Annotated in this window: 22 protein-coding genes; 9 read left to right on the top strand and 13 right to left on the bottom strand. The window is 60.2% G+C overall.

What is annotated here, in order from left to right:
- The first annotated feature begins 9 nt into the window (after positions 1-9).
- Entirely contained in the window at positions 10-885 is an 876-nt protein-coding gene (locus tag CXU21_RS04670) for a YicC/YloC family endoribonuclease (RefSeq protein ID WP_102725223.1), read from the top strand.
- A gap of 5 nt (positions 886-890) precedes the next feature.
- Positions 891-1,487 (top strand): guanylate kinase, encoded by a 597-nt coding sequence (gene gmk, locus CXU21_RS04665; protein WP_257997356.1) that lies wholly within the window; start codon positions 891-893, stop codon positions 1,485-1,487.
- Positions 1,488-1,640: 153 nt separating this feature from the next.
- On the opposite strand, the gene CXU21_RS04660 is transcribed toward gmk, so the two are convergent.
- Positions 1,641-3,515: an SLC13 family permease gene (locus tag CXU21_RS04660; RefSeq protein WP_102725221.1), complete on the bottom strand. Its 1,875-nt coding sequence runs from the start codon at positions 3,513-3,515 to the stop codon at positions 1,641-1,643.
- 131 nt (positions 3,516-3,646) lie between these two features.
- Between CXU21_RS04660 and gluQRS the strand changes: the two genes are divergently transcribed.
- Complete coding sequence (gene gluQRS, locus CXU21_RS04655) at positions 3,647-4,492, top strand: tRNA glutamyl-Q(34) synthetase GluQRS (protein WP_102714487.1); 846 nt, start codon at positions 3,647-3,649, stop codon at positions 4,490-4,492.
- A 52-nt stretch (positions 4,493-4,544) separates the two neighbouring features.
- On the opposite strand, the gene CXU21_RS04650 is transcribed toward gluQRS, so the two are convergent.
- The 7 genes from CXU21_RS04650 to CXU21_RS04620 all read right to left on the bottom strand — a co-directional run bounded on the left by CXU21_RS04650 (position 4,545) and on the right by CXU21_RS04620 (position 10,254).
- The gene (locus tag CXU21_RS04650; protein ID WP_102725220.1) at positions 4,545-5,033 is read right to left on the bottom strand and encodes a hypothetical protein; all 489 of its coding nucleotides are present in this window, start codon (positions 5,031-5,033) and stop codon (positions 4,545-4,547) included.
- A gap of 6 nt (positions 5,034-5,039) precedes the next feature.
- Complete coding sequence (locus CXU21_RS04645) at positions 5,040-5,471, bottom strand: hypothetical protein (protein WP_102714483.1); 432 nt, start codon at positions 5,469-5,471, stop codon at positions 5,040-5,042.
- Between the two features lie 39 nt (positions 5,472-5,510).
- Positions 5,511-6,437 carry a 1,4-dihydroxy-2-naphthoate octaprenyltransferase gene (menA, locus tag CXU21_RS04640; RefSeq protein WP_102725219.1) on the bottom strand — a complete coding sequence of 309 codons (927 nt, stop codon included), beginning with the start codon at positions 6,435-6,437 and terminating at the stop codon, positions 5,511-5,513.
- A 27-nt stretch (positions 6,438-6,464) separates the two neighbouring features.
- Positions 6,465-7,172 (bottom strand): type I 3-dehydroquinate dehydratase, encoded by a 708-nt coding sequence (locus tag CXU21_RS04635; RefSeq protein ID WP_102725218.1) that lies wholly within the window; start codon positions 7,170-7,172, stop codon positions 6,465-6,467.
- Between the two features lie 158 nt (positions 7,173-7,330).
- Positions 7,331-8,257, bottom strand: a complete 927-nt coding sequence (locus tag CXU21_RS04630) for a ThuA domain-containing protein (RefSeq protein WP_102725217.1) — start codon at positions 8,255-8,257, stop codon at positions 7,331-7,333.
- Between the two features lie 158 nt (positions 8,258-8,415).
- Positions 8,416-9,336: a phage capsid protein gene (locus CXU21_RS04625; RefSeq protein WP_102725216.1), complete on the bottom strand. Its 921-nt coding sequence runs from the start codon at positions 9,334-9,336 to the stop codon at positions 8,416-8,418.
- 228 nt (positions 9,337-9,564) lie between these two features.
- Positions 9,565-10,254 carry a polyphenol oxidase family protein gene (locus CXU21_RS04620; protein ID WP_180972441.1) on the bottom strand — a complete coding sequence of 230 codons (690 nt, stop codon included), beginning with the start codon at positions 10,252-10,254 and terminating at the stop codon, positions 9,565-9,567.
- A 145-nt stretch (positions 10,255-10,399) separates the two neighbouring features.
- Here CXU21_RS04620 and CXU21_RS04615 point away from each other — a divergent pair, with 145 nt between their 5' ends.
- From CXU21_RS04615 to secD, 3 genes are all read left to right on the top strand, one after another.
- Positions 10,400-11,131 carry an outer membrane lipoprotein-sorting protein gene (locus tag CXU21_RS04615; RefSeq protein ID WP_102725215.1) on the top strand — a complete coding sequence of 244 codons (732 nt, stop codon included), beginning with the start codon at positions 10,400-10,402 and terminating at the stop codon, positions 11,129-11,131.
- Between the two features lie 140 nt (positions 11,132-11,271).
- Positions 11,272-12,240 (top strand): polysaccharide deacetylase family protein, encoded by a 969-nt coding sequence (locus tag CXU21_RS04610; RefSeq protein WP_102725214.1) that lies wholly within the window; start codon positions 11,272-11,274, stop codon positions 12,238-12,240.
- Positions 12,241-12,436: 196 nt separating this feature from the next.
- Positions 12,437-14,869, top strand: coding sequence for a protein translocase subunit SecD (gene secD / locus CXU21_RS04605; RefSeq protein WP_102725213.1), 2,433 nt, complete (start codon positions 12,437-12,439; stop codon positions 14,867-14,869).
- Between the two features lie 281 nt (positions 14,870-15,150).
- On the opposite strand, the gene CXU21_RS04600 is transcribed toward secD, so the two are convergent.
- The 3 genes from CXU21_RS04600 to CXU21_RS04590 form a co-directional block, all read right to left on the bottom strand.
- Positions 15,151-16,311: an EF-hand domain-containing protein gene (locus CXU21_RS04600; protein WP_102725212.1), complete on the bottom strand. Its 1,161-nt coding sequence runs from the start codon at positions 16,309-16,311 to the stop codon at positions 15,151-15,153.
- 282 nt (positions 16,312-16,593) lie between these two features.
- Entirely contained in the window at positions 16,594-17,709 is a 1,116-nt protein-coding gene (locus tag CXU21_RS04595) for a prepilin peptidase (RefSeq protein ID WP_102725211.1), read from the bottom strand.
- Positions 17,702-18,826 carry a TIGR00730 family Rossman fold protein gene (locus CXU21_RS04590; protein ID WP_102725210.1) on the bottom strand — a complete coding sequence of 375 codons (1,125 nt, stop codon included), beginning with the start codon at positions 18,824-18,826 and terminating at the stop codon, positions 17,702-17,704. Before CXU21_RS04590 ends, CXU21_RS04595 begins: the two co-directional genes overlap by 8 nt.
- 210 nt (positions 18,827-19,036) lie before the next feature.
- Between CXU21_RS04590 and CXU21_RS04585 the strand changes: the two genes are divergently transcribed.
- The 3 genes from CXU21_RS04585 to fabD all read left to right on the top strand — a co-directional run bounded on the left by CXU21_RS04585 (position 19,037) and on the right by fabD (position 21,698).
- The gene (locus tag CXU21_RS04585; RefSeq protein WP_102714459.1) at positions 19,037-20,161 is read left to right on the top strand and encodes a DNA-directed RNA polymerase subunit alpha; all 1,125 of its coding nucleotides are present in this window, start codon (positions 19,037-19,039) and stop codon (positions 20,159-20,161) included.
- A gap of 36 nt (positions 20,162-20,197) precedes the next feature.
- The gene (gene rplQ / locus CXU21_RS04580; protein WP_102714457.1) at positions 20,198-20,608 is read left to right on the top strand and encodes a 50S ribosomal protein L17; all 411 of its coding nucleotides are present in this window, start codon (positions 20,198-20,200) and stop codon (positions 20,606-20,608) included.
- Between the two features lie 163 nt (positions 20,609-20,771).
- Positions 20,772-21,698 carry an ACP S-malonyltransferase gene (fabD, locus tag CXU21_RS04575; protein WP_102714455.1) on the top strand — a complete coding sequence of 309 codons (927 nt, stop codon included), beginning with the start codon at positions 20,772-20,774 and terminating at the stop codon, positions 21,696-21,698.
- 146 nt (positions 21,699-21,844) lie between these two features.
- On the opposite strand, the gene CXU21_RS04570 is transcribed toward fabD, so the two are convergent.
- Both CXU21_RS04570 and CXU21_RS04565 read right to left on the bottom strand, forming a co-directional pair.
- The gene (locus tag CXU21_RS04570) at positions 21,845-22,270 is read right to left on the bottom strand and encodes a DUF4339 domain-containing protein (protein WP_102725209.1); all 426 of its coding nucleotides are present in this window, start codon (positions 22,268-22,270) and stop codon (positions 21,845-21,847) included.
- Positions 22,271-22,309: 39 nt separating this feature from the next.
- Positions 22,310-22,741: a DUF4339 domain-containing protein gene (locus tag CXU21_RS04565; RefSeq protein ID WP_180972646.1), complete on the bottom strand. Its 432-nt coding sequence runs from the start codon at positions 22,739-22,741 to the stop codon at positions 22,310-22,312.
- Positions 22,742-22,804 lie beyond the last annotated feature (63 nt).

Raw genomic sequence — 22,804 nt, 5'->3', positions numbered from 1 at the left:
ACCGTATCCATGAACAGCATGACCGGCTTCGGCAGAGCCGTTGCCCAGACAGACCGTTACAACATTCTTGTTGAAATTTCCGGAGTAAACCGCAAGCAGACGGAAATTGCCGTCAACGTGCCCCGCAGCTATGCGGAATGGGACGCCTCCGTGCGCTCCATCGTCCAGGGGGCCGTATCCCGCGGCCGCGTGGGCGTTTCCGTCTCTGTGGAACGGCTGGAGGAGGCGGACGGCACCCTTCAGCTTGATGAAAAAAAGCTGGCCTCCCTGGCGGGGCTGCTGAAACGCGCGGCTGACCTGGCCGGGCAGCCCATGCCCCTCCAGGCGTCCGACCTGCTGAGGCTGGAAATCATCACCTCCGCTGCGGAAACCGCCCTTTCTCCGGAAGAAGCGTGGCCGGTGGTGGAAGAGGCTCTCAAGGGAGCCCTGAAAGATTTTATCGCCATGCGCGCGGCGGAAGGCGCCAACCTGAAAACGGACGTGCTGGGCAAGCTGGACACGCTGGAACAATTCCGTCTTAAAATTGCGGAACATGCCCCGTCCGTTCCCGCAAGACTGCGTGAAGCCATGCTCAAGCGCCTGGCGGATGCGGACCTGTCCGTCTCTGCGGACGATGAACGCATCATCCGGGAAGTGGCCCTGTTTGCGGACAAGTGTGACATTTCCGAGGAAATCACGCGCCTTTCCTCCCACTTTGACCAGTTCCGCACCCTGTGCGCTTCCTCCGCTCCCGCGGGCAGGCCCCTGGATTTCCTCTGCCAGGAAATTTTCCGGGAATTCAACACCATCGGTTCCAAGGCGAACGACTCCACGCTGGCCCATCTGGTGGTTTCCGCCAAGACGGAGCTGGAAAAAATCAGGGAACAGGTTCAGAACATCGAATGACAGCCATGAAACAGCCATTGGGATCTTTGCTGGTAGTGTCCGGACCTTCCGGTTCCGGGAAAACAACCCTGTGTCGCCGGGCGACGGAAGACGGGCTGTGCGTGTACAGCATCTCCTGCACCACGCGCCAGCCCCGGCAGGGTGAGGCGGACGGGGTGGACTACCACTTCCTGACCCATGAAGAATTTACGGACAGGGTGCAGAAAGGACACTTTCTGGAACATGCGGAGGTGCACGGCAACCATTACGGAACGTTGAAGGCGGACATCCTGAACCTCCTGGAACAGGGGAAAAGCGTGGTGATGGACATTGACGTGCAGGGGGCGGAGCAGATCCGCGCCTGCGTGGACGGCATTCTTCCCAAATGCTATACGGACGTCTACATCTACGTGCCTCAGGAAGAGCTGAGAAACCGCCTTTGCGGCCGCCAGACGGATGAAGACGAGGTGATCTCCCTGCGCCTGCGCAATGCCGCGCAGGAGGACGCCTGCCTGCCCCGGTACCAGTATTGCCTGGTTTCCTCAGACCGGGAAACGGACTACGCCGCCTTTGCCGCCCTGCTCAAGTGCCAGTCCATGCGCGTGGCGCTGATGAGGGAGTAAGGTCCAGAGCATGCGAGACGGAGAGCCCCAAGCCCTCTTTTTCCGCCATTTGGTTGCCTTGGAAAGATTGGCAGGGACGCTTTTCTTTGCCCATAATAATTGACGGGCTGGCATTGTGCATCCCTGGTGCCCTGTTCCGGAAAACAGGCGCCTCTATTTAAGGGGGTACAGCCAGCCGACGGTGCAGGTGAAGATGACCCACAGGAGGATGTTGAGGGGGAGGCCCACTTTGACGAAGTCCTTGAATTTGTAGCCGCCGGCGTTGTAGACGTAGGTATTGGTCTGGTAGCCGATGGGGGTGGAGAAGCTGGCGCTGGCGCCGAACATGACGGCCAGGATGAAGGGAATGGGGTTGGCGTCAAATTGCAGGGCCATTTCATAGGCCAGCGGCCCCATGACGGCGGCCACGGCGTTGTTGGAGATCATTTCCGTCATGATGGAGCAGATCAGGTACAGGCCGGAGATGGCCACCAGGCACCCCATGGGGCCTATGTTGTCCACCACGCCGAAGGCGATGGCCTTGGCGAGCCCGGTCTTGCTCATGGCGTCCCCCACGCAGAGCATGCCCAGAATCAGGAAGATGATGCCCCAGTCCACGGCCTGGTATGCTTCCTTGGGCTTGATGCAGCCGGAGATGACGACGATCAGGGCGCCGATGAACGCCAGGTAGAAGGGGTTGAAGCGGGCGAAGAATTTGAAGAATTCCCCGTACTGCTCAAAGGAGCCCAGCAGGCCGATGAGGATGAACAGCCCCATGGCGAAGATGGCCCAGCCCTGCTTGTTGCGGTTGTGCGCGTCCGCGGGGCGCTGGCTCAGGGGGATGATGCGCTGCTTGGTCAGGATGCGGTTCATGCCTTCCTGCGGTCCTTCCAGCAGCAGGGTGTCCCCGGCGGCCAGCTTGGTGTCCGGCCCCATGTCCGTGATGTTTTTCCCCTGCCTGTGGATGGCGAGCACGAAGATGTTGAACCGCTGGCGCAGTTTGAGCTCGGACAGGGAGAGTCCGGCGAATTCCGAGTTGTTGGCGATCATGCCTTCCACAATTTGCACGTCGCGCTGTTCCAGGGTCTCCAGGCCGCGGCTGTCGTCCCAGCCCAGGTCCACGCCCTTGGCCTCACGGACCTGGTTCACTTTCCTGGCATTGCACAGGAAGAGGATGCGGTCGCCTTCCTCCAGGTTGATGTGCTGGAGTTCCTCCTGCATGGAGAAGCCCTTGCGGCGCACTTCCACGATTTTGGTGCCCAGCAGTTCGGATTGCATGAGGCTGACGGGAGTGGCGCCGATGTGGGGGGAGCCCGCGGGGATTCTGACCTGGAGCAGGAAGTCCCGCTGGATGCCTCCCGGAAGCATGGTGGACAGGGTGGGGCGGGAGGGCAGCCATTTGCGGCCCACCGTCCAGAGGTAGAGCAGCCCGGCCGCCGCATAAATCAGCCCCATGGGCGTGACCGTGAACATCTGGATGCCTTCATAGCCCAGTTTCTGAACCTGGCCCAGCACCACGACGTTGGTGGAGGTGCCCACCACGGAGCAGGTGCCTCCCAGGATGGTGGCGTAGGAGAGGGGAATGAGCAGCTTGGAGGCCGCAATGTTGTGGTCCCGGCAGAAGGCCAGGACAATGGGCATCAGGATGACGACCACGGGCGTGTTATTGACGAAGGGGGAGACCATGAACGCTCCCAGCGTGATGACCAGCAGGGCGGTCAGCTCCCTGCCTTTGGCTACCTTGTTGAAAAGTTTGGAAAGGTCTCCGATCAGCCCCGTTCTTTCCAGGGAGGCGCTCAGGATGAACATGCACACCACGGTCAGCGGGCCGCTGTTGGCAAAGCTGGACAGAACGTCGCTGGTGCTCAGGATGCCCGTGAGCATGAGTACGGCGGTTCCGGCCAGGGCGGTGATTTCCACGGGCATCCATTCCTTGATGAAGCAGATGAAGAGGAGCAGCAGCAGAATACCCACAATCCATTGCTGGGTGGCTGCCGTCTCCATCCAGCCCATGACGGCGGCGGAGTTGAAGTTGAAGAGGGAAGGCATGTAGTGAAAGTGAATTTATCGGGAGAGGGCCCAACTCTCCTACTTTCCCGGCCCCTTTCTGTCAAGCCGCAATAATTTTCCGGAAAGGGTTTGAAAAGGCGCCCGCGCTTTTTTATGGTGGAGCGCGCCGCATGGAATCCCCCATAGTAACAAGGTTTGCCCCCAGCCCTACGGGGCGTCTTCATCTGGGGCATGCCCTGGCCGCGTGGGAGGCCCGTTCCCTGGCGGACCGTTTTTCCGGAAGGTGCGTGCTGAGGATGGAGGATATTGACCAGACGCGGTGCCGTCCCGGGTTTGTGGAGGGCATTCTGGAAGACCTGGATTGGCTGGGCATCCGTTTTGACGGGCCCATGATGGTCCAGTCCTCCCGCTTCAGCGCTTATGAGAACGCCCTCCAGGTGTTGAAGGACCGCGGGGTGCTTTACCCCTGTTTCTGCACACGCCGGGAGATTGCGGAGGAGGTGGCCGCCATGGGCGGCGCGCCGCAGGGCGGGCAGGTGGATATTTATCCGGGAACCTGCCGTCGGTTTGATAAGGGGCGCAGGAAGGAGCTTCTCAAGTCAGGCAGGCCCTTTTCATGGCGGCTGGACTGCCGCGCCGCCGCGCGCATTACAGGGCCGCTGTTGTGGAGGGACATGCGGTTTGGCGACCGGATATGCCGCCCGGAGGAACTGGGGGATGTGATTCTGGGGCGCAAGGATTGCCCGGCCAGCTACCATATTGCCGTGGTGGTGGATGATGCGGCGCAGGGGGTCACCCATGTGAGCCGGGGGGAGGATTTGCTCCCCGTTACCGGCATTCACCGTACGCTCCAGGCCCTGCTGGGGCTGCCCGTGCCGCAGTGGTACCATCACCGGCTGGTGAAGGATGCCGCCGGAAAGAGGCTTGCCAAGAGGGACCGGAGCCTGAGCCTTCAGGAGATGCGCGCCGCGGGCATGAAGCCGGAGGATGTTTTCCGCCTGATGCGGGAGAGCTGAGGATGCCGCAGCAGTGTTTCCTTTGCCGGGACGCCGTGTTCCGGAGGGGAGGTCAGGCGCGGGATTCCGGCCGTGTTTTCCCCGCAACAGGGCATATTCCGCCTTTTCCCGTGCAGAGAAGGCACGCGCAGGCCGTAGCCAGGGTCAGCAGGAGAAGCGCGCAGAGGGAGACCAGCAGGTTCAGGTGCCCCAGCGGGATGATCCAGGCGGGCGGCATCAGTCCCGTTCCGGCCAGGACCTCCGGCAGCCAGGTAAAGGCGCTCTGGGAAAGCAGGATGACAGCCGTGAAGGCCAGCCCCGCGACCAGCGTGAGACGCAATGCCGGAAGAATCGGGCGCAGCGTTTCACGGACGTTTTTTTTCATGGCCCATATGGTTCCGGCAAGCAGGGCTGTGAAAAACAGCGGGGCCAGCAGGGCTGCGGAGGGAATGCTGTTCCAGTATTTCCACGCGCAGAGCGGGGTGGCGGCCACCAGGATGCCGGCGCTTTTAACCAGAAGGAGGCCCCGTTGCGGCGGGGCGGATGCCGCGGCGTGGTTCATTTCCGTTTAATCAGGCCAGACGTTGCCGGGCGTGCTGCCCTGCGTGATGACTACTTCCTGGCCTATTTTCAGGGTGAAGGTGGGCGTTACTTCCTGCTGGACTTCCACCAGCTCGTTCGTGTCCTTGAGCTTGACGCGCACGCGGATCATTTTGGTGGCTTCCACCCTGCCGTCCACGATGGAGCCGGTGGCGGAAGCCAGCTTGGAGGTTCCCATGCCGATGATGCCGGGCGTCATGGCTTCCGCAGCCGTGCCCGCCATGTTGGCGAAGGTGCCGTCATCCGCGGAGGTCAGCACGTTGATTTCCTTGATGCGTACCACGTTGCCCAGCTTGATTGTCGTCACCTTGCCGGTGGCGATTTCCAGGGTGCTTTTTTGAGTGCAGGAGAAGAAGACGGGCAGAATGAGAAAAACGGGAATGAATTTTAGCAGATTCATGAATACGCAGGTTACTACGTTGGAAAAAGGGGGGCTTTTTCAGTGTGTGGGCAGAATTGTGTATGTAGCCAGGTACAGGAGCAGGTGCACGGAGGAGAGGGCCAGCACCTTGTTCATGCGTTTGTCCGCGGGCGTTTTACGGATCAGGAGCATCAGATAGCCGCCGAAGAGGATGGAGGGAATCCACATCCACCACGTGTGGGACAGGTTCAGGTGAAGGGCACGGCTGGACGTGGGCAGCGTGATGTACGCCGCCAGAATGAAGGCCTGGGCCATGGCGCGCGCCTTTCCTTCCCCCAGCCGCACGGCCAGCGTGCGCTTGCCCGTGGTGAGGTCCTCCTTTCTGTCGCGTATGTTGTTGACGGCGATCATGACGGCGCACAGGAGGCCGCATTGAATGCCTACCACGATGCCGGCGTTGTACACCGCCAGGGTGTCCACCAGCGTGCCGGGGACGACCGGGCCCGTGCCTGCTTGCACCAGGATGGTGCCCAGAACGGCCACCAGGCCGAAGAAGAGGATGACGAATATTTCCCCCAGCCCCTTGTATGCCAGCGGCCACGGGCCGCCCGTATACCCGTAGGTGAAGTAGATGGAGGGAATGCCGATGGCGATGATGGGCCACCCGCGCAGTTCAATGAGGGGGAGGGCCAGCAGGCAGGCCGCCAGCAGGAAGGCGCCGCCTGTGAGCATGACCGTTCCGTGGGAGAGCGCCCCGCTGGCCGTCATGCGCACGGGACCGGTGCGCTTGTCCGTGTCCGCGTGCTTGGCGTTGTCAATGGCGTCATTGAAAAAGTTGCAGGCAATCTGGAGGCACAGGCAGGCGGCAAAAGTCAGGAGGGCTAGGCGCAGGTCCCAGTTACCGGTCAGTTTCTGCACCACCATGCAGCCTGCCCACACCGGAATCAGGGAGGCGGTGAGCGTCTTGGGACGTGCCGCCAGGAAGGCGGAAGTAATGATGTTCATGAGAGAGCGGAAAAAGAGGAGCAGGGATCAGCGGAGAATGGGGCCAAGGTGGCGGAGGGTTTCCTTGATGAGGGAGACGTGCCACTGGCCCGGAGCCGTTTCCCGGTCCCCCAGGTAGCCGTATACCAGGCGGCTGCCAAGCTGGGAGTAGAGCAGGCGGGAGACGGGCCCCATGGGTCCCATGCCCATCACGGCAATCGGCCCCTTCGGCTTGGTGAACAGCTGCACGCCCGTCTGGATGTCCGAGGCAAGGCACGGGGTGAACGCAAATTTGACGATGTCCGCCTTATGCGCGCGCGCCCTTTTTTCCAGCTCGCGCAGGTAGTCCACGCCGGGCGTGATCTGGAAGTCATGGGTGGAGCCGATGACGAGCACTTCCCGTTCCCCTGCTTCCATAATCAGTTCCCTGGCGTGGCGCATGGCCTTGATTTCAATGTCAATGGCGGTGGCGTACGGCAGGTACGCACGGAGCAGGGAGAAGCGTTCTTCTTCCGGAATGCGGCGCAGCCCCCCTTCCTCATGGCAGCGTACGGTGACCAGCAGCGGCATCTGGGGCCTGAACTTCATGACCTCCTCAGGCGTGAGTTCCGGAGGGAGGCCGTCCACACGCAGTTCCACACAATCGCACTGGTCCGTTAAATCCTTTCCTTTCAGCGTTTTCCATAACTCCCAGGAAGTGACGGACGCAACGATTTTCGGCGGATAGGTCTGATGTTCACGTAGAATCTGCTGCATACATCCTACTATCCCAGCTAAGGAAGGAAGGTCAATCTTCTATTAATGACATTACCCCATTTTGGCGCCCGGAAAATGTCAGCTTTTCCGGGGAGCCGCCGCGTTCTGCGTCCGGCGCGGAAACATGGGCGGGTTCTGCGTTCAAATGCGTGCCCCGTTCAGGGGGAAGCCTGCTGGCGGAGGAGACGGGGGAGCGGGCGCAGGGACGGTTTTTCCCGGTCCGGAAAGTCTCCGGGAACGGCATAGTGGACCGGTTTTCCCGCCAGCCAGTCCAGGGCACGGAACAGCAGTGTCTGGAAGGCGGCGCATTGAATCCCCTTCAGGCTGGGGTCTCCTGGCCAGACGTGGCCCAGCGTGGAGGTGTATACGCGCCCTTTTCCGTACTGGACTGTCCATTCCACCGGGAAATTGAGGCCCGTCAGCGGGTCCCGGGCATAGGAAAGCACCTGGACGTGTTCCGCCGGACCGCGTACATAACGGTATACTTCAATGTCCGCCGTTCTCCAGCGGCGCGGCAGTTCGGCATGAATGGGGTGATCTCCCAGGCGCGTGACCAGTGCATCCAGCCGTTCTCCGTGGGACGTGCGGCCCCCCTCGCCGGGAGGGAGGCGCAGGATGGTTTCATCATCCGTAATGACCAGGGAGGTGCCGTAATCCTGGGGCCTCCACCCCAGCCCGATCATGCGGTTGTATTCCGGCCACCGGGGAAAGGCATTGTTGGCGGAGTGGAAGGCCAGCATGCCGCCCCCCTCCTTGAGGTATTGTTCCAGGGCCTTTTTCGCCCCGGTCCCCCATTCGGGACCGTTCGTTCCGCCATTGGTATTCTGGATGACCACGTCGTAGCCTTTGAAATCCGGATTCCACGCCTTCCGTTCCGCCTCCGGGGCGTGCGCCGGGAAAGTGCTTACGTCCACGGAATAGCTGCCCTCGTTCTCCAGCAGTATCCGGAGGCAGGCGGTGGTGCGCTGCCAGTCATGGTTGGAAAAGCCGTCCACAATCAGAACGCGTGTTTTCTCCCCGCGTGCCGTGGCGCATGCCGCCAGCAGGAGCATGCAGAGTACCAGGTGAAAGCGCTTCCAGTTCATCAGGGTAATGTATCCGGTATGCCGGGAAAGTCAAATTCCCGTTTTGGAGCGTGCAGGCGTACCGTAGGAAAAACAAAAGCCCCGGACCGCAGGCCGGTCCGGGGCGCCTCCCTTCATGGAAGAGGGGAGGGGTTCAGAGTTAAACGGGTGTCCGGGGATTAATTGGCCCCCTCGTCACACAGGATTTTGACAAAGCCTTCCTCCTGAAGGCGGGTGGCTCCGCAGGCGAATTTGGCGCGGATCTGGAGGGCTTCCTCCATGTCGTCACGCACGGAAAGCTTCACCTTGAAATCATTCCAGATGCCGAACTGCGCCTTGCTCTTCACCCAGGCCAGGCAGGAACGGGTGCCGTTGTCCGCCTTGGGAAGCCGCTGGGTGCGGATGAACTTGAAGCCCATGAAGGTGTCTATCTTCCCTTCCACCAGGGCTTTCACGTTATTGAAGTCATAACTGCTGACCTCCGTTTCCCGCAGCAGGCTCATGATCTGGGAACTGGTGACCGCAATGACGAGCTGGTCGCCGAACTGCGGGGCGTCCTGGTTCCAGGCTTCATTTTCCTCAAAAAGCTGGAGAGCCGCGCGCAGCTTGGCTACGGTGAGGTTGCTGGCTCCCTTGGTGCCGCTGTCCACGTGGTCCACGGGGATCTGCTGGCTTTCCTTGAACGGAACGGCGGTCATGCCGTCCTCGCCCACGTAATTCGTATCCAGGAAGCCGGAAATCATCACGTCGTCCATGCGGCGCCCGGCGGCGGCCTGGAGGCCTTCAATCGTCTTGCTGACGGGAAGGTCCATGTCTCCCAGGCGGGTTGCGTCAAATTCATCGTAGCCGATGGCCTTGGTGAAGGTGCGCGGACGCATGGAACGGCGCGTGGTGGGCGCCTCGTTCAGAACGGTCTGGCCCACGCGGGTTGTTTTTTCCGTGAAATCCAGAACGCCGAATTGGTCCAGAAAGACCACCTTGCCGCTCAAGTCGCGCATGACGCTGACGTACTTGTCCAGCCGGGAGGCGTGCTGCTGGAGCAGGGTGCCCCATTTTCTGGTGTATTTTACCTGATAGTTGTCGCTGATTGTTACTGCCATGATTGCAAATGTAATGATGTTTGAATGCGGGAACGGCAACTCGGATTGTCGGGTCCGGCGTAACCGGAACGGTCCTGCCGCGGCGGGATGCGGCCTTGTCCTCTGCGGGATTGCGCGGCCGGGCCCTCCAGCGCCAACGGGTATGGGGCACACGGAAAAAAAACGCACCACGGCGGAACCGTGATGCGCTGGATAAGAGGGGGAGGGGAAGGCCGGGCCTTCCCGCGGTTAAAGAATGATCGGGTGCGGACGCGTGGCGTGGTCCGGACCAAAGAGGGCCAGCATGCGGCCCGTCTGGCCCTTTTCCACGCGGTAGGAATAAAAGCGCTTGGTATCGGACGCCGTGTCCAGGCCTGAGTCATGAATCTGGTCTTCCGGCACCCCTTCCTCCAGAAGCTGGGCCTTGATGGCCGTGGGGATGTCTTCCTCATAATGGGGGGGACGGATGCAGGGGGAAATGACGGCGATCAGGTTGGCCGGGTCCACCCCCAGGCATTTCTTCATGGACTTGATGGTGTTGGCCACGATGTTGCCGGCGGTCCCCGCCTTGCCTGAATGGATCAGGGAGCGGTGGCAGTGTTCCTTGTCGTACAGCCAGACGGCGGCGCAGTCCGCCACGTAAATCGCAAGCACGCAGTCGGAAACCCCGGAGCAGATCAGGCTGTCCGCGCCCTCCACGGGGTAATTGGAGCCGATGTCCCCTACCAGGGCCGCCTTGGTGCCGTGCACCTGTTCGGCGCGGCGCAGGTCCTTCCACCGCCAGCCCAGGGCTTCCACTTCCGCCCGGTGGTACGGTTCCAGCCGTTCCAGCACGGTTTCCCGGTCTCCGGTTACGTCCACTCCCGGAATTCTTTCAATGAACTGGACGATTTCTCCAGGGTAGGACTGGATGGGCTTCAAGAATGCAGGCGTTTCCATAATTGATGGATCAATAGATGTCGTTGGGCACATCTTGTCGTTTTGTATAACCTAGTCGAGCAAAATCGGCGCAAAATGTCATGGACGCCGTCCGGTGACTGAGAAAAGGTTTTTTTCCGCGTTTCCGGAGTGATATGAGCAGTTCATGCTGAGCAGACATTCTTTATTTTCCGCTTTCCTCGTGGGGATGGCCGCCGTGGTCCTTTCCCTGGCTCCTTCATTCTCCCAGGAGGCTGCTCCGGACGCCGGGCAGCTGCTGAAAAGGGTGCGCCAGGGGGCGACCCTTCAGGAAAACAAGGACGTGAAGGGGCAGATACGCAGGCGCAGCGTGAAGGTTCCCTTTTCCATGAGCCTGCGCGGCAACCTGATTGCCTTCCAGTACCAGCTGGACAATGTCTGGAACAGGTTTGACCTGAAGTTCAAGGACCGCGGCCAGGAAATCCTTTCCTGGAAGGACGGGAAATCCGGCGTTCTGCCGGTCTCCCAGTACGCGGTTCCCATTGCCGGGACGGACGTGACGTATGAAGACCTCTCCATGCGCTACCTGTACTGGCCCAAGGCCAAGATTGTCCGGGACGACGCGGCAAGCACGGTGAAGGGCCGGGACTGCTGGATCGTCCAGATTCCCAACCCGAATCCCAAGGTGGGGCAGTATGCCTGGGTGCGCGTCTGGATTGACAAGGAAAACGGCGCCATGTGGCAGGTGGACGGCATTGACGGCCGCGGGGAACTGGCCAAGCGGTTCATGATTGATTCCGTGATGAAGCTGAAGGACGGCTCCTGGTTCTTCAAACGGATGAAGGTGGAAGTGAGGGACCCCTCCAACCCACGCAGGACGGTATCCGTCAGCTACATTGACATGGACAGCCCGGAGTAGGCCTTCCCCCCCATTCCGGAGGTGTTCCCGTGCGCATGGCGTCTCTCAAGCCGGGGGACGCCTTTTTTCATGCCGCACAGATGGATGATTTAGGACGTGACAAGCAGGCGGGATGGGCGTAAATCCTCCAAAAACCTGTTATGAAGAAACGTTTATTCCTTGCATGCGCCTTGGCGCTTGGGCTGTCCGCCTGTTCCCACCAGGACCGGACTGAGCAGCCGGTCCAGTCCGGCGCTCCGGTGAAGACCTCCTTTTCCCCGGTGACGGCCCCCGGAAAAAAGCCGGACCGCCCCGCCGTGAAACTGCCTGACAAGTCCGTGCCGGTGCCGTCCGTGAGCCCGTCCTACAATGACACCCCCCTTTCCCCCCGCATTCCCGGCGTTACGGTGAGCCGCGTGGCCGTGCCGGACAAGGTAGTGGCCCTCACCTTTGATGACGGCCCCCACGGGACGCTGACCCCCAGGGTGCTGGACATCCTCCGCGCCAACAACGTGAAAGGGACCTTCTTCATGCAGGGCTGCAACGTCAAGGCCCATCCGCAGGTAGTGCAGCGCATGGTCAATGAAGGCCATGAAGTGGGCAACCATACGTGGAACCACGTTTACCTGAGCAAGGTTTCCCGTGAAAAGGCGGAATCCCAGCTCCAGAGCACCAATGAAGCCATCCGCAACGCCTGCGGCGTGGTTCCCGTGGTCATGCGCCCCCCCGGCGGTTACACGAACGCCGGCGTGGCCTCCTGGGCGCGCCAGCGCTTCGGCTTCACCACCATCATGTGGGATGTGGATACGAATGACTGGCGCAAGCCCGGTTCCTCCGTGGTGGCCGCCCGCGCCGTGAACGGCGCCAAGCCCGGCTCCATCATCCTGGTGCATGACATTCACGCCTCCACGGTGGCGGCGGTTGACGCCATAGTAAAAGGGCTGAAAAACCGCGGGTATGAACTGGTGACCGTCTCCGAGCTCATGCGCCGTGGCCGTGCGGCCTCCGGTCACGCGCCTTCCATGTCTCCTTCCCCGGCTGTTCCGGATTCCGCCCCTCTTTCCGCGCCCGTGATCGTCACTCCCGTGACGCCCGCTCCGGTTCCCGTGGAAACGGTGGCCGGCATGTAATTTCAGCGTTTCCGGTTTTCCCTTTAACCCGGTTTCCCTGTGGAAACCGGGTTTTTCATATCCATGGAGCGGCGCCTTTTCCGGCGTTCCGCGGGGGCGTCCTTCCTCTTAACGGGTACACGCACAGAAGGCTTGACCTGCTGGTGAAATTCTCCACAATCCCTTGCCGTATTACTCACACCCAATCCGGATTGAAATGTCTATGAATCTCCTGGCATCTGCCGATACTCTACCCGCGGCCGGCGGAACGTCCGCTCCTCTCGCGTTTATTTACGATCTCTTCAGCAACCCTCTTTTCATTTTCATTGGCGGTCTGGTATTGCTGGGCGTGTTTTTCTGGTACCTGGGTTCCGACCAGGACAGGGTCAAGCGCAACGCCGGGACGATTTTCATCATCGGCATCGCGTCCTTCTCCCTCTTCTCCCTCTTCCAGCAGGGCCTGAAGTACGGCATTGACATTGCCGGGGGCGTCTCCTTCACGCTGAGCGTGGAACCGAACATCGGGGATGACGGCAAACCCATTCCGCTGACGGACCAGGCCATGGAGCAGGCGTGCGTGATCCTGACGGAACGCCTTAACAGCACCGGGGCCAATGACGTCATCATCCGCCCGAAGAAGAAGGACAACCTGAACCTCATTGAAGTGCAGATTCCCGCCGCGGACCCCGCCAAGCGCGAGGAAACCAAGGCCATTCTGACGAAGGTGGCCAAGCTGCAAATTCTCCCCGTCCATCCGCGCAACAATGAACTGGTGGCGGAGGGCCGCATCCGCGTTCCCGGCTACCGCCTGTATGAATACACCTTCAAGAACGGCAAGGGTGAGGACGTTAAGGAAAAAATCTTCCTGGAAAAACGTGAATCCCTGACGGGCAAGGACATTGTCCGCGCCGGGGTGGACCTGGCCCGTCCCGGCCATGTCAACGTCACCCTCAGCAACGAGGGGGCGGACAAGATGTACAACCTCACTTCCCGCATGCAGCTGGGCCATGACCGCATGGCCATTGTGCTGGATGACGTGGTCAAGAGCGCTCCGACGGTCCAGGCCATTCTATCCAAGAGCTTTGAAATCAGCGGGCTGGATGCCCCCGGTGAAGCGGAAGCGCTGACGAAGGTGCTTTCCAACCCCCTGACCAACAAGCTCAACTTTGAATCCGCCAGTGAAATCTCCGCCTCCCTGGGCCGTACGGCCCTGCTTCAGGGGGAATACGCGGGCATCACGGGCCTGATCCTGTGCTTCATCATGATGATCATCTACTACCGCTTTGCCGGGCTGGTGGCCATCATGGGCTTGACGATCAATGCCCTGCTTCTGCTGGGGGCCATGTCCATCTTCGGCTTTGAGCTCACGCTGCCGGGTATTGCGGGTATCGTGCTGACCCTGGGCGTGGCGGTGGACGCGAACGTGCTGATCTATGAACGCCTGCGGGAAGAAAAGGAAGCGGGGCGCCCCTTCCGCGTGGCTATCCGCAACTCCTTTGACAAGGCCTTCTCCGCCATTTTTGACTCCAACATCACCTCCCTGATCACCGCCGTCATCCTGTACTGGATGGCTACCGGCACCATCAAGGGCTTTGCCGTCACGCTGACGGTGGGTGTCATTACTTCCATGATCGGGGCCATCCTGGTCACCCGCGTCCTGTTCTACTGGGCGGATACGGTAGGCCTGATGAAGGACGTCAAATTCCTGAACCTCTTCAAGAAAAAGAGCAACATCAACTTCATGGGCCAGAAAATATGGTCCTGCTCCCTGTCCGCCATCCTGCTGTTAATCTGCCTGGTGGTGGGCGCCATGAAGGGCAAGGACTGCCTGGGCATGGACTTCACCGGCGGTTCCTCCATCTCCTATCTGGTGAACAAGGATGAAGTTCCCTTCCGGGAAGCTGAAAATGTGGTCAACAAGCTGGCCCTGACCCAGAAGGCCACGGTGCAGGAAGTGGCTGAATCCACGGACAGCAGCAAGGTGAACATCCTGGTCAACTTTTCCGACAACGCCCAGGACAAGACGGCCATCACCAACGCGCTGAACAAAGCCTTCCCCGTGCTGAAGGATGCTCCGTTCAGTGAAGAAACCATCGGCCAGTCCATGGGCTACGACACGCTCATCACTTCCGCATGGGCCCTCTTCTTCGGCATTCTGGGCATCATGATTTACCTGACGGTCCGGTTTGAATGGACCTTCGCCATTGGTGCGGTCATTGCCCTGACGCATGACGTGCTGCTGGTGCTGGGGCTGGTGATCATCAGCGGGACGGAACTGAACGTCATCCACATCGGCGCGCTGCTGACGGTGGCGGGCTACTCCATCAATGACAAAATCATCGTGTTTGACCGCATCCGTGAATTCCTCCGGTTCTCGGACCCGAATGAAAGTGCGGAAAACATCATGAATGAGGCCATCAACCAGACTCTCTCCCGTACCCTCCTGACCTCCCTCTCCACGTTGTCCGTGCTGGTGTGCCTGTACTTCTTCGGCGGTCCTTCCATGGAAGACTTCGCCTGGACGATTTCCGCGGGTATCCTGATCGGTACGTACTCCTCCATCTTCATTGCCTCCCCGGCGGCCCTCCTGTTCTCCAGGAAGCATGGGCTGCACGCGGAAGTCAAGGAAGCCATGAAGGCCGGCGCCTGACCCCTGGAGGGAAATTGATTTGTTGACCGGGGGAGGCGTCATGCCTCCCCCGGTCCGTTTCTTGGAAGAAGACGGCAGGAGGCACAGGGGAGAAATGCCCCTGTGAATACGGAGAAGGGCACGCCTTCTCCCGTGTTTCGTGCTGCCAGCCGTATCACGGCATCCGCAGGCTTGCCGTGAAAACCCTGTCTTTCCTTGTTCCGGAATAAGGAAAAACCCCGCCTGCCGTAAGGCAGACGGGGCCGTCTCTCTGTTTCTGCTATGCGTTGCTGCGGGTGAACTTATTCATCATCCCCGTCTTCCTGCACCGGGGCGGGAGGGGGAGGCATGTCGTTATTGCCGCGGGCTGCCTTCCTGGCTTCCCTGCGGGCGGCGCGGCGCGCTTCCAGAGCCTTGGAGGCGTCCGCATTAAGCTGTGCCATTTCTGCTTCATTCAGCTTGCCGTCCTTGTCGGCGTCATACTTCTCTTCAATCAGGATCCAGCCGGCGGCCATGATCGGGGCGCGGTTGGGGTCCAGCTGGGGACGGGGACCGTCCGGACGGTTGCCGCGGGGGCCGCGGTCTCCGTCTCCACGGCGTCCTTCACCACCTCTGCGGCCTTCCGGTCCTCTGGGGGCGCGGGGGCCTTCAGCCCTGGGGCCTCCGGGACGGCGCGGACCGTCCATACCGGGCGCTCCCGGTCCCTTGGGGCCACGGGGGGCCGCATGGTGCGGACCGGGTTGTCCGTGATGGGGCGGAATGGCCTGAAGCTCTTCCGGGGAAAGCTTGCCGTCGCCATCCTTGTCAAACTCCTTGACCATTCTGGCGGCGTGGGCTTCCTGGCGGGCCTTCATCTCCTCCATGCGCTTGGCGGCTTCCGGATGGTCCTTGGCCCAGTCGTCACGCATGGCTTTCTTTTCCTCGTCGGAAAGCTTGCCGTCTCCGTCCTTGTCATATTTCTTCAGCATTTCTGCCTTGCGGGCTTCCTGGCGGGCCTTCATTTCCTCCATGCGCTTGGCGGCTTCCGGATGGTCCTTGAGCCATTCGTCCTGCATGGCCTTCCGTTCCTCCTTGGAAAGTTTGCCGTCTCCGTCCTTGTCAAACTTCTTCAGGATGGCGGCTTTCTTCGCTTCCTGGGCTTTCTTGACGTCCTCCTGCAGAACGGCTATTTCCTCGTCGGAAAGCTTGCCGTCCTTGTCGGTATCGTACTTGGCCATCACCAGTTCTTCACCGATGATCATGATGCCGGGATCAATCCTCTTCAGCCGGAGCTCGGCCTGTTGCGGACGGGGGCCCTGGCGGTTCGGGCCTCCTGCCCGGTTGCGGGGGCCTCCCCTTCTTTCAGGGGGCGGCTGCATTTCCGGAGCGTCGGAAGGAGCATCCGGGGCCGGGGGGGGCGGTGCGTCCTGGGCGAACGCGGAGCATGCGGCAAAAGCCGCGGCGATAATCATTTGCTTGGTCATATCTTTGAGTGGTGAGGTTAATGCGTTTCGGAAAGGAGCGCTGCCCTGCGGCGGTTTGAACGGCGGAGGCGCCTCCCTTTGCTAGGATGAACACCCGGTTTCCGTCCTGGTTGCAAAATAAAAACGTGTGCGCCCCCGGCAGGGACGCCGGAACAGGCTGCGGCGTTGCCGCCATTCCGGCTTGGGCGCCGGCTGGGAAAAACGGCTGAAAGTGAAGGGGATTGATAAAAAAATACCGCAACCCCGGAAGGTTGCGGTTCCAGCCGTGTCATGCGGGAAAAATTATTCTCCGGAAATGAAGCGGATATAGGCCAGCCACCACCGGTCACCCCCAAGCAGCCAGATGAAGGCGGCGCTGAGCAGGGCGGGGCCGAAGGGGAGGTTCCGGCCAAAGCCCATGCGTGAAATGACCGCCTGCACAATCCCCAGCAGGGAGCCGATGAAAAGGCAGAATACGGCGCCCTGCCAGCCGCCTACGCATCCGGCCATCATCAGGATCCACGCGTCTCCGGACCCCATGGCTTCCCGTTGCGCATGGATATCCGTCAGGCTTCCCTCCACGCTTTCCAGGTCTTCCAACTGGAAAACGTCACCGTTCTCCAGCTCTATCCTGTCCTGGCGCAGGGTGACGGCGCCGGGCGGAAGAGCTTTCCCGTCAATGGTGACGGAGCCTCCGGAAATGACGGCCTTATCCGAGGCGCGGTGGAAAAGCATGGACCAGTCATGAGGCTGTCCGTCAATGATGAGCTGCAATTCCTCCTGCTCTGATTCCGGCTCCTTCAGGCTCCACGGGGCCGGAGCGTCAAAATGCTGCTTCCAGGTTCCGAACAGGAGCTTGCCCAGTTCAATCACCAGCCTGATGGCGGCATACCCGGCGGCGCCGCCCAGCACCGCCGCCGTGAAGGCGTCCGTCCAGGTCATGACATCATTATCCGGCAGGAGAAAAGGGTAAAGGGAGCAGGCCCCCACCCCGGCCGCGGCGCCGATGAGGGTCTGGGTACGGAAGACGATCAGGTGTTCCGCGTCAATGAAGATGATGACGATGGCCATGGCGCTCCATACGCAGAGCAGGACGGCGGCCCCCGCGGAGGCGTCCGCGTACTTCCACCCCATGGCGGCGAAGAGCAGGGCCGTGAGCAGCTCCACCAGGCAGTAGCGGAAGCTGATGGAGGTTCCGCAGCAGGCGGATTTTCCCCTGAGAACCAGCCAGCTCAACACCGGGATGTTCAGGTACCAGGGGATGGGCTCCCCGCATTCCGGGCAGAAGGAACGCGCCGGATCATTCACGGAGATGCCCAGGGGCGTCCGGTAAATGACCACGTTCAGGAAGGAGCCTATGCACGCCCCCATCAGGCCGAAGACCAAGGGAAGCAGCCACGCGGGAAGGGCGTCAGACATGGGACGGGTGGGAATAAGTCCTGCTGGGCGTCTGGTTGATACGGTCGATCAGCAGCCTCAGCCTGCCGTAATTGCCGCGCTTGATGGGGAAGACAAGGCGGGGCAGGCGGTTCAGATGGGGCTCGTCCGCTTCGTCGGGCAGCGCTCCGGTCTGCACCATCTTTCCTCCGGGCAGGATCAGGTCTGAGAAATCTCGTTCCAGATGCTCCACCCACTGGGCGGGCAGGTGCGTGTTCAGGCGGATGACGATGGTATCCTTGATAAAACGGTAGGAGTGGAAAATGCGGTAAAACCGGTCAATGTGCTCCATGGCCTCCGCCGGATTCTTGGTGACGTGGATCAGGTGCAGGTCATCCTCGGAAATCAGGCCGGAGTCCACCAGCTCCACGCGGATGAAGGCCAGCCAGTTCAGCCAGAAGGTCTTGCCGGGGGAGTCCAGCAGCACCACGGGGTAAATGGTGGCCTTCCCCGTCTGGATCAGGGTCAGGGTTTCAAACACCTCGTCCATGGTGCCGAAGCCGCCGGGGAGCGCCACCATGGCGTCGCTTTCCGCCACGAAATTCAGCTTTCTGACAAAGAAATAGTAAAAATTAATCAGCTTGTCGCTGTTGGCTACCACGTGGTTGGAGGTTTGCTCATACGGCAGGGTGATGTTCAGGCCGAAGGAGCGGTCCTCCCCGGCGCCTTCATTGGCCGCCTGCATGATGCCGGGGCCGCCCCCCGTAATGACCAGGTAGCCCTGGTCGCTGGCCTCCCTGGCAAAATCCCGCGCCGTCTCATAGGCGGGTTCGTCTTCTTTGATGCGCGCGGAGCCGAAAACGGAAATCTTGCGGATGTGGCGGTACGGCGCAAAAACGCAGTTGGCGCGGTACATCTCCCGTCCGGAGCGTATCAGGACGGTGAAATCATGATCGGAAGCGGCGGACTGCGCCATGTTGATGCCCGTCTTGATATACTCCTGGAGGTAGCGGGGATCGTGCCGGGTGGAGGCTATCTCGGAGAGCTTTTTGACGATTCCTTCCAGAGCCTGGTAGCTGGTGTCCATGGACATGGTGGACGGGCGCCGCTGGTCTTCCCCCGTGAAATCCCTATTGTCCAAAAAATCAGGATGCTTCATGCAATTGTTATATAGGTTTGCGCCCACTATGCCAGATGACGCACGTTAAGTCACAGAAAATTTGCGAGAGGACATGAAAAGAGTTGATTGTTGAAAACAGATCGTTAAATTGCTCCCCGCACGGGCGTTTCCAAAACATGCCGTAGGTCCTTCAGGCGGGTTGTCCGCCGTGCCCGTGCTGGGGGGAAACCCGGTACATTACATACGATTATGTCGGAAAACGAAACCACTACTGCAGAAGAAACGGCCGTGACCACGCTGGCCCGCTTTGAAGTCCCCAGCCGTCTGGAAAAAATTGAAGACCCGAATGATGCGAATCATCTGACCTTCGTCGCGGAACCGTTTGAAAACGGTTACGGCCACACGCTGGGCAACTCCCTGCGCCGCGTTCTTCTGGGCTCTCTTGAAGGCGCCGCCATCACCTCCGTCCGCATCGCCGGCGCACAGCATGAATTCTCCTCCCTGCCCGGTGTGGTGGAAGACGTGACGGAAATCGTGCTGAACCTGAAAAAAGTCAAGTTCAAGCACAACGGCAAGGAACCGCGCCTGCTCTCCCTGCGCGTGCACAAGCAGGGCGTCGTAACCGCCGCCGACATTGCCGACGACACCACCTACCAGGTGGTCAACCCCGATCAGATCATCTGCACCCTGGACCAGGACACCCTGTTTGAATGCGAATTCCAGGTGCGCGTCGGCCGCGGCTTCTCCACCGGCGACGAGAACAAGGTGCCGGACATGCCCATCGGCGTGATCCCGATCGACTCCATTTTCTCCCCGGTCACCCGTGTGAAGTATTCCGTGCAGAATACCCGTGTGGGCCAGATGACGGACTATGACAAGCTGACGCTTGAAGTCTGGACGGACGGCCGCATTGCCCCGGCAGACGCCATGCTCCAGGCCTCCGCCATTCTGCGCCACCACCTGGACGTGTTCGTCAACTATGACGACAAGCAGGTCAACTTTGAAGAAGCGCCTTCCGCCGTCCAGGACGAGGAAACGGCCCGCCTGCGCAAGCTGCTCAACATGAGCGTCAACGAAATCGAGCTTTCCGTGCGCGCCGCCAACTGCCTCAACAACGCCAACATCACCACCGTTGGCCAGCTTGCCATGAAGAGCGAGAGCGAAATGCTCAAGTACCGCAACTTCGGCAAAAAATCCCTCAACGAAATCAAGGACAAGCTGCTGGAACTGGGTCTTTCCCTGGGCGTCCAGGTGGATCCCTCCCTGCTTACCGGCCCCGTGCCGCAGGCCAAGCCGCGCCTGGGTCTGGAAGAGGAAAGCCCCGTGGGCCTGGCAGACCTGATTGCCGCCAACATCGAAGACGACGACGACTAAATCTCACAAAACCAACACACATAGAAAAATATCATCATGAGACACGGTGTAAAAACCTCCAAGCTTCAGCGTAACGCTTCTCACCGCAGGGCTCTGCTCGCCAACCAGGCATGCAGCCTTATCCTCAACGGACGCATCACCACCACCCTGGCGAAGGCCAAGGCTCTCCGTCCCTACGTGGAAAAGCTGATCACGCTTGCCAAGCGCGGTGACGTGCATTCCCGCCGCCTGGCTACCGCCACCATTCATAACACGACCGCCGTCAAGCGCCTGTTTGATGAAATCGCTCCCCTCTGTGCGGAACGCAAGGGCGGTTATACCCGCATCATCAAGCTGGGCCAGCGCCTTACGGACTCCGCTCTCGTGGCCATGATCGAAATCATTGATCTGCCCCGTGAAACGGCTGAAAAGGAAGAAGCTCCCGCTACCACGGAAGCTACGGCCTAAGGCCGTTCTCCTGACCCATCCGGTTTAACCCTCCGCCCCGGCCTCCTGCTGAGACCGGGGCGGATTTTTTTCGTATTGGTCGTAAGGCATTTAAGCCGGAATTAAGGTATCAAGATCGCTCTTGCTTCTTTCTCCCTGGAACGGTATAATTGAGTCCTTAACTATGGACGCAGTACTATTGTTTTCCGGACAAGGTGCCCAGAAAGTGGGCATGGGTAAAGATTTGTATGACCAGTATCCTGCCGCCAGGGCCCTGATTGAGCAGGCGGACAAGGCGCTGGGGGAATCCCTCTCCTCCATCATGTTTGAAGGCCCCGGTGAAGAACTGACGCGCACCTGCAATTGCCAGCCCGCTCTCTACGTGCATGGCCTGGCCTGCCTGGCCGTCCTGAAGGAACTGGTGCCTTCCCTGAACCCCGTGGCCGCCGCCGGTCTTTCCCTGGGTGAATTCACGGCCCACGCCGCCGCCGGAACCTATTCCTTTGAAGAGGGGCTGCGCCTGGTCCAGAAGCGCGGCGCTTTCATGGAGGAGGCCTGCAACGCCACGAAGGGCACCATGGCCGCCATGATCGGCGGGACGGATGAAAACGTCATCAAGCTTGCCCAGGAATGCGACGTGGACGTAGCCAACTTCAACTGCCCGGGCCAGACGGTCGTTTCTGGCACGGAGGAAGGCGTGGACAAGGCCATTGCCGGAGCCAAGGCCGCCGGGTGCAAGATCGCCAAGAAGCTCAACGTGGCGGGCGCCTACCACTCCCGCCTGATGCACAGCGCCATGGTGAAACTGGCGGAGGAGCTCAAAAATGTCTCCTTCGGCACGCCCGCCATGCCTGTTTACTGCAACTATGAAGCCCGCGTGGTGGAAGGTCCGGACGACATCCGCAACGTGCTGGAACACCAGGTGTGCGGTTCCGTGCGCTGGACGGCCTCCATGCAGAAGCTGGTGGACCAGGGGCACCGCCTGTTCATTGAACTGGGGCCGGGCAAAACGCTGGCCGGCATGATGGGCCGCATCTGCAAGGACGCTACCGTCATCTCCATTGAAGACGTGCCCAGCCTGGAAGCGGCCGTTGCGGAATTGAACAAATAATTCTCCAGGACAGTAATTTTCAAACCGCCGGGGCCGTTGGGGTTCCGGCGGTTTTTTATTACAAGTCATACAGTTATCCGTCGGCAACTGTAGGAAGCGGCGCCTCGGCTCCGGTGCAACGCGGTGACGGATGTTTCGGACGGCTCTTATTCCCTGTCGGGAGCAGCGGTGATGCTGCACTTTTCCACAAGCGTGTGGGCGTAGCATAAAAGCTTGCCCATGAAAACGAGGATGCAGGGAATCAGGATGATTACTTCCAGCTCAGCATGGTTCGTCAGGAAAAAGATCACGATGCCAAAGCAGAAAAAGAAGGCTGCCGCTACATAAAACAGGATGCGGATGGAAGGCTGCTTCTTCTTTGAAGGTTGGAGCGCCTTGAATTTGATCCGCCGCTGCAGAATGGCGGAAAGGGGAACCCAGTTCTGGGAACCTTCTTTTCTGACCATGGTGGTGGAAAACGGAAGCTTGCCGGCTGCCGCCAGCGTGTCGATCACTTCCTTGCTGACGGGGCCGACGGTTTCTTCATTGGTGCGGTAATGGTAGAGCGTTGCTCTGGCGGGTATCGGGTCCATAAGTTAGAGGGGAGAGAGTAGGGAAACGTTTGCGTCCGGTCAGTGTTCCGGCTCCTCCGCCGGCATCTTTCTCATGCCCCCGGTAAGAAGGTGCAGGTACATCAGAACTTTCCCCATAAAAAACGCCATGGCGGGGACGAACAGCACTTCCATGTAAAGAATGGAGTGGAGCATGATGGAATGCGCTACGCCGCACGCCAGAAGGAGAAAGGCAATAATGTAAAACAGAAGGCAGCATTTGGGAGGGCGGCAGGAAAGCATGAACGCAGATGCCCTGAGGCGCGCCAGGCGCTCATGCCGGCGCAGTTCCGCCGTGAGCGGCATCCAGCCCTGGGAATGCTCCTCCCGGATCATGGTATCAGGGAGAATCTTCTTGGAAGTAAGCAGGGCATGGAGGTCTGCCAGGGAGACGGGGCCCACAATCTTGTCTTTGACCCGGTAGTGATATAATGGGATGCGTTGGGAAGTCATCCTCCTTACATAAGGCATGGAGGGAATTCCGTCAAGAATCAAGAGTTGCGGAATGAAAGAACG

The organism is Akkermansia muciniphila (assembly GCF_002884975.1).
GTDB lineage: Bacteria > Verrucomicrobiota > Verrucomicrobiia > Verrucomicrobiales > Akkermansiaceae > Akkermansia > Akkermansia muciniphila_C.
Note: the sequence above shows the minus strand (reverse complement) of the source record. Positions and strands in the feature narration are given on the sequence as shown.

Coding starts and splice junctions, on each gene's coding strand:
- CXU21_RS04660 (WP_102725221.1), bottom strand. CDS start 3,515: ATGCCTTCCCTCTTCAACTTCAACTCCGCCGCCGTCATGGGCTGGATG.
- rplQ (WP_102714457.1), top strand. CDS start 20,198: ATGAGACACGGTGTAAAAACCTCCAAGCTTCAGCGTAACGCTTCTCAC.
- CXU21_RS04635 (WP_102725218.1), bottom strand. CDS start 7,172: ATGCAGCAGATTCTACGTGAACATCAGACCTATCCGCCGAAAATCGTT.
- CXU21_RS04670 (WP_102725223.1), top strand. CDS start 10: ATGAACAGCATGACCGGCTTCGGCAGAGCCGTTGCCCAGACAGACCGT.
- CXU21_RS04620 (WP_180972441.1), bottom strand. CDS start 10,254: ATGGAAACGCCTGCATTCTTGAAGCCCATCCAGTCCTACCCTGGAGAA.
- CXU21_RS04630 (WP_102725217.1), bottom strand. CDS start 8,257: ATGAACTGGAAGCGCTTTCACCTGGTACTCTGCATGCTCCTGCTGGCG.
- fabD (WP_102714455.1), top strand. CDS start 20,772: ATGGACGCAGTACTATTGTTTTCCGGACAAGGTGCCCAGAAAGTGGGC.
- CXU21_RS04570 (WP_102725209.1), bottom strand. CDS start 22,270: ATGGACCCGATACCCGCCAGAGCAACGCTCTACCATTACCGCACCAAT.
- menA (WP_102725219.1), bottom strand. CDS start 6,437: ATGAACATCATTACTTCCGCCTTCCTGGCGGCACGTCCCAAGACGCTC.
- gmk (WP_257997356.1), top strand. CDS start 891: ATGAAACAGCCATTGGGATCTTTGCTGGTAGTGTCCGGACCTTCCGGT.
- CXU21_RS04595 (WP_102725211.1), bottom strand. CDS start 17,709: ATGTCTGACGCCCTTCCCGCGTGGCTGCTTCCCTTGGTCTTCGGCCTG.
- CXU21_RS04585 (WP_102714459.1), top strand. CDS start 19,037: ATGTCGGAAAACGAAACCACTACTGCAGAAGAAACGGCCGTGACCACG.
- CXU21_RS04590 (WP_102725210.1), bottom strand. CDS start 18,826: ATGAAGCATCCTGATTTTTTGGACAATAGGGATTTCACGGGGGAAGAC.
- CXU21_RS04615 (WP_102725215.1), top strand. CDS start 10,400: ATGCTGAGCAGACATTCTTTATTTTCCGCTTTCCTCGTGGGGATGGCC.
- CXU21_RS04650 (WP_102725220.1), bottom strand. CDS start 5,033: ATGAACCACGCCGCGGCATCCGCCCCGCCGCAACGGGGCCTCCTTCTG.
- secD (WP_102725213.1), top strand. CDS start 12,437: ATGTCTATGAATCTCCTGGCATCTGCCGATACTCTACCCGCGGCCGGC.
- CXU21_RS04565 (WP_180972646.1), bottom strand. CDS start 22,741: ATGACTTCCCAACGCATCCCATTATATCACTACCGGGTCAAAGACAAG.
- CXU21_RS04610 (WP_102725214.1), top strand. CDS start 11,272: ATGAAGAAACGTTTATTCCTTGCATGCGCCTTGGCGCTTGGGCTGTCC.
- CXU21_RS04625 (WP_102725216.1), bottom strand. CDS start 9,336: ATGGCAGTAACAATCAGCGACAACTATCAGGTAAAATACACCAGAAAA.
- CXU21_RS04645 (WP_102714483.1), bottom strand. CDS start 5,471: ATGAATCTGCTAAAATTCATTCCCGTTTTTCTCATTCTGCCCGTCTTC.
- CXU21_RS04600 (WP_102725212.1), bottom strand. CDS start 16,311: ATGACCAAGCAAATGATTATCGCCGCGGCTTTTGCCGCATGCTCCGCG.
- gluQRS (WP_102714487.1), top strand. CDS start 3,647: ATGGAATCCCCCATAGTAACAAGGTTTGCCCCCAGCCCTACGGGGCGT.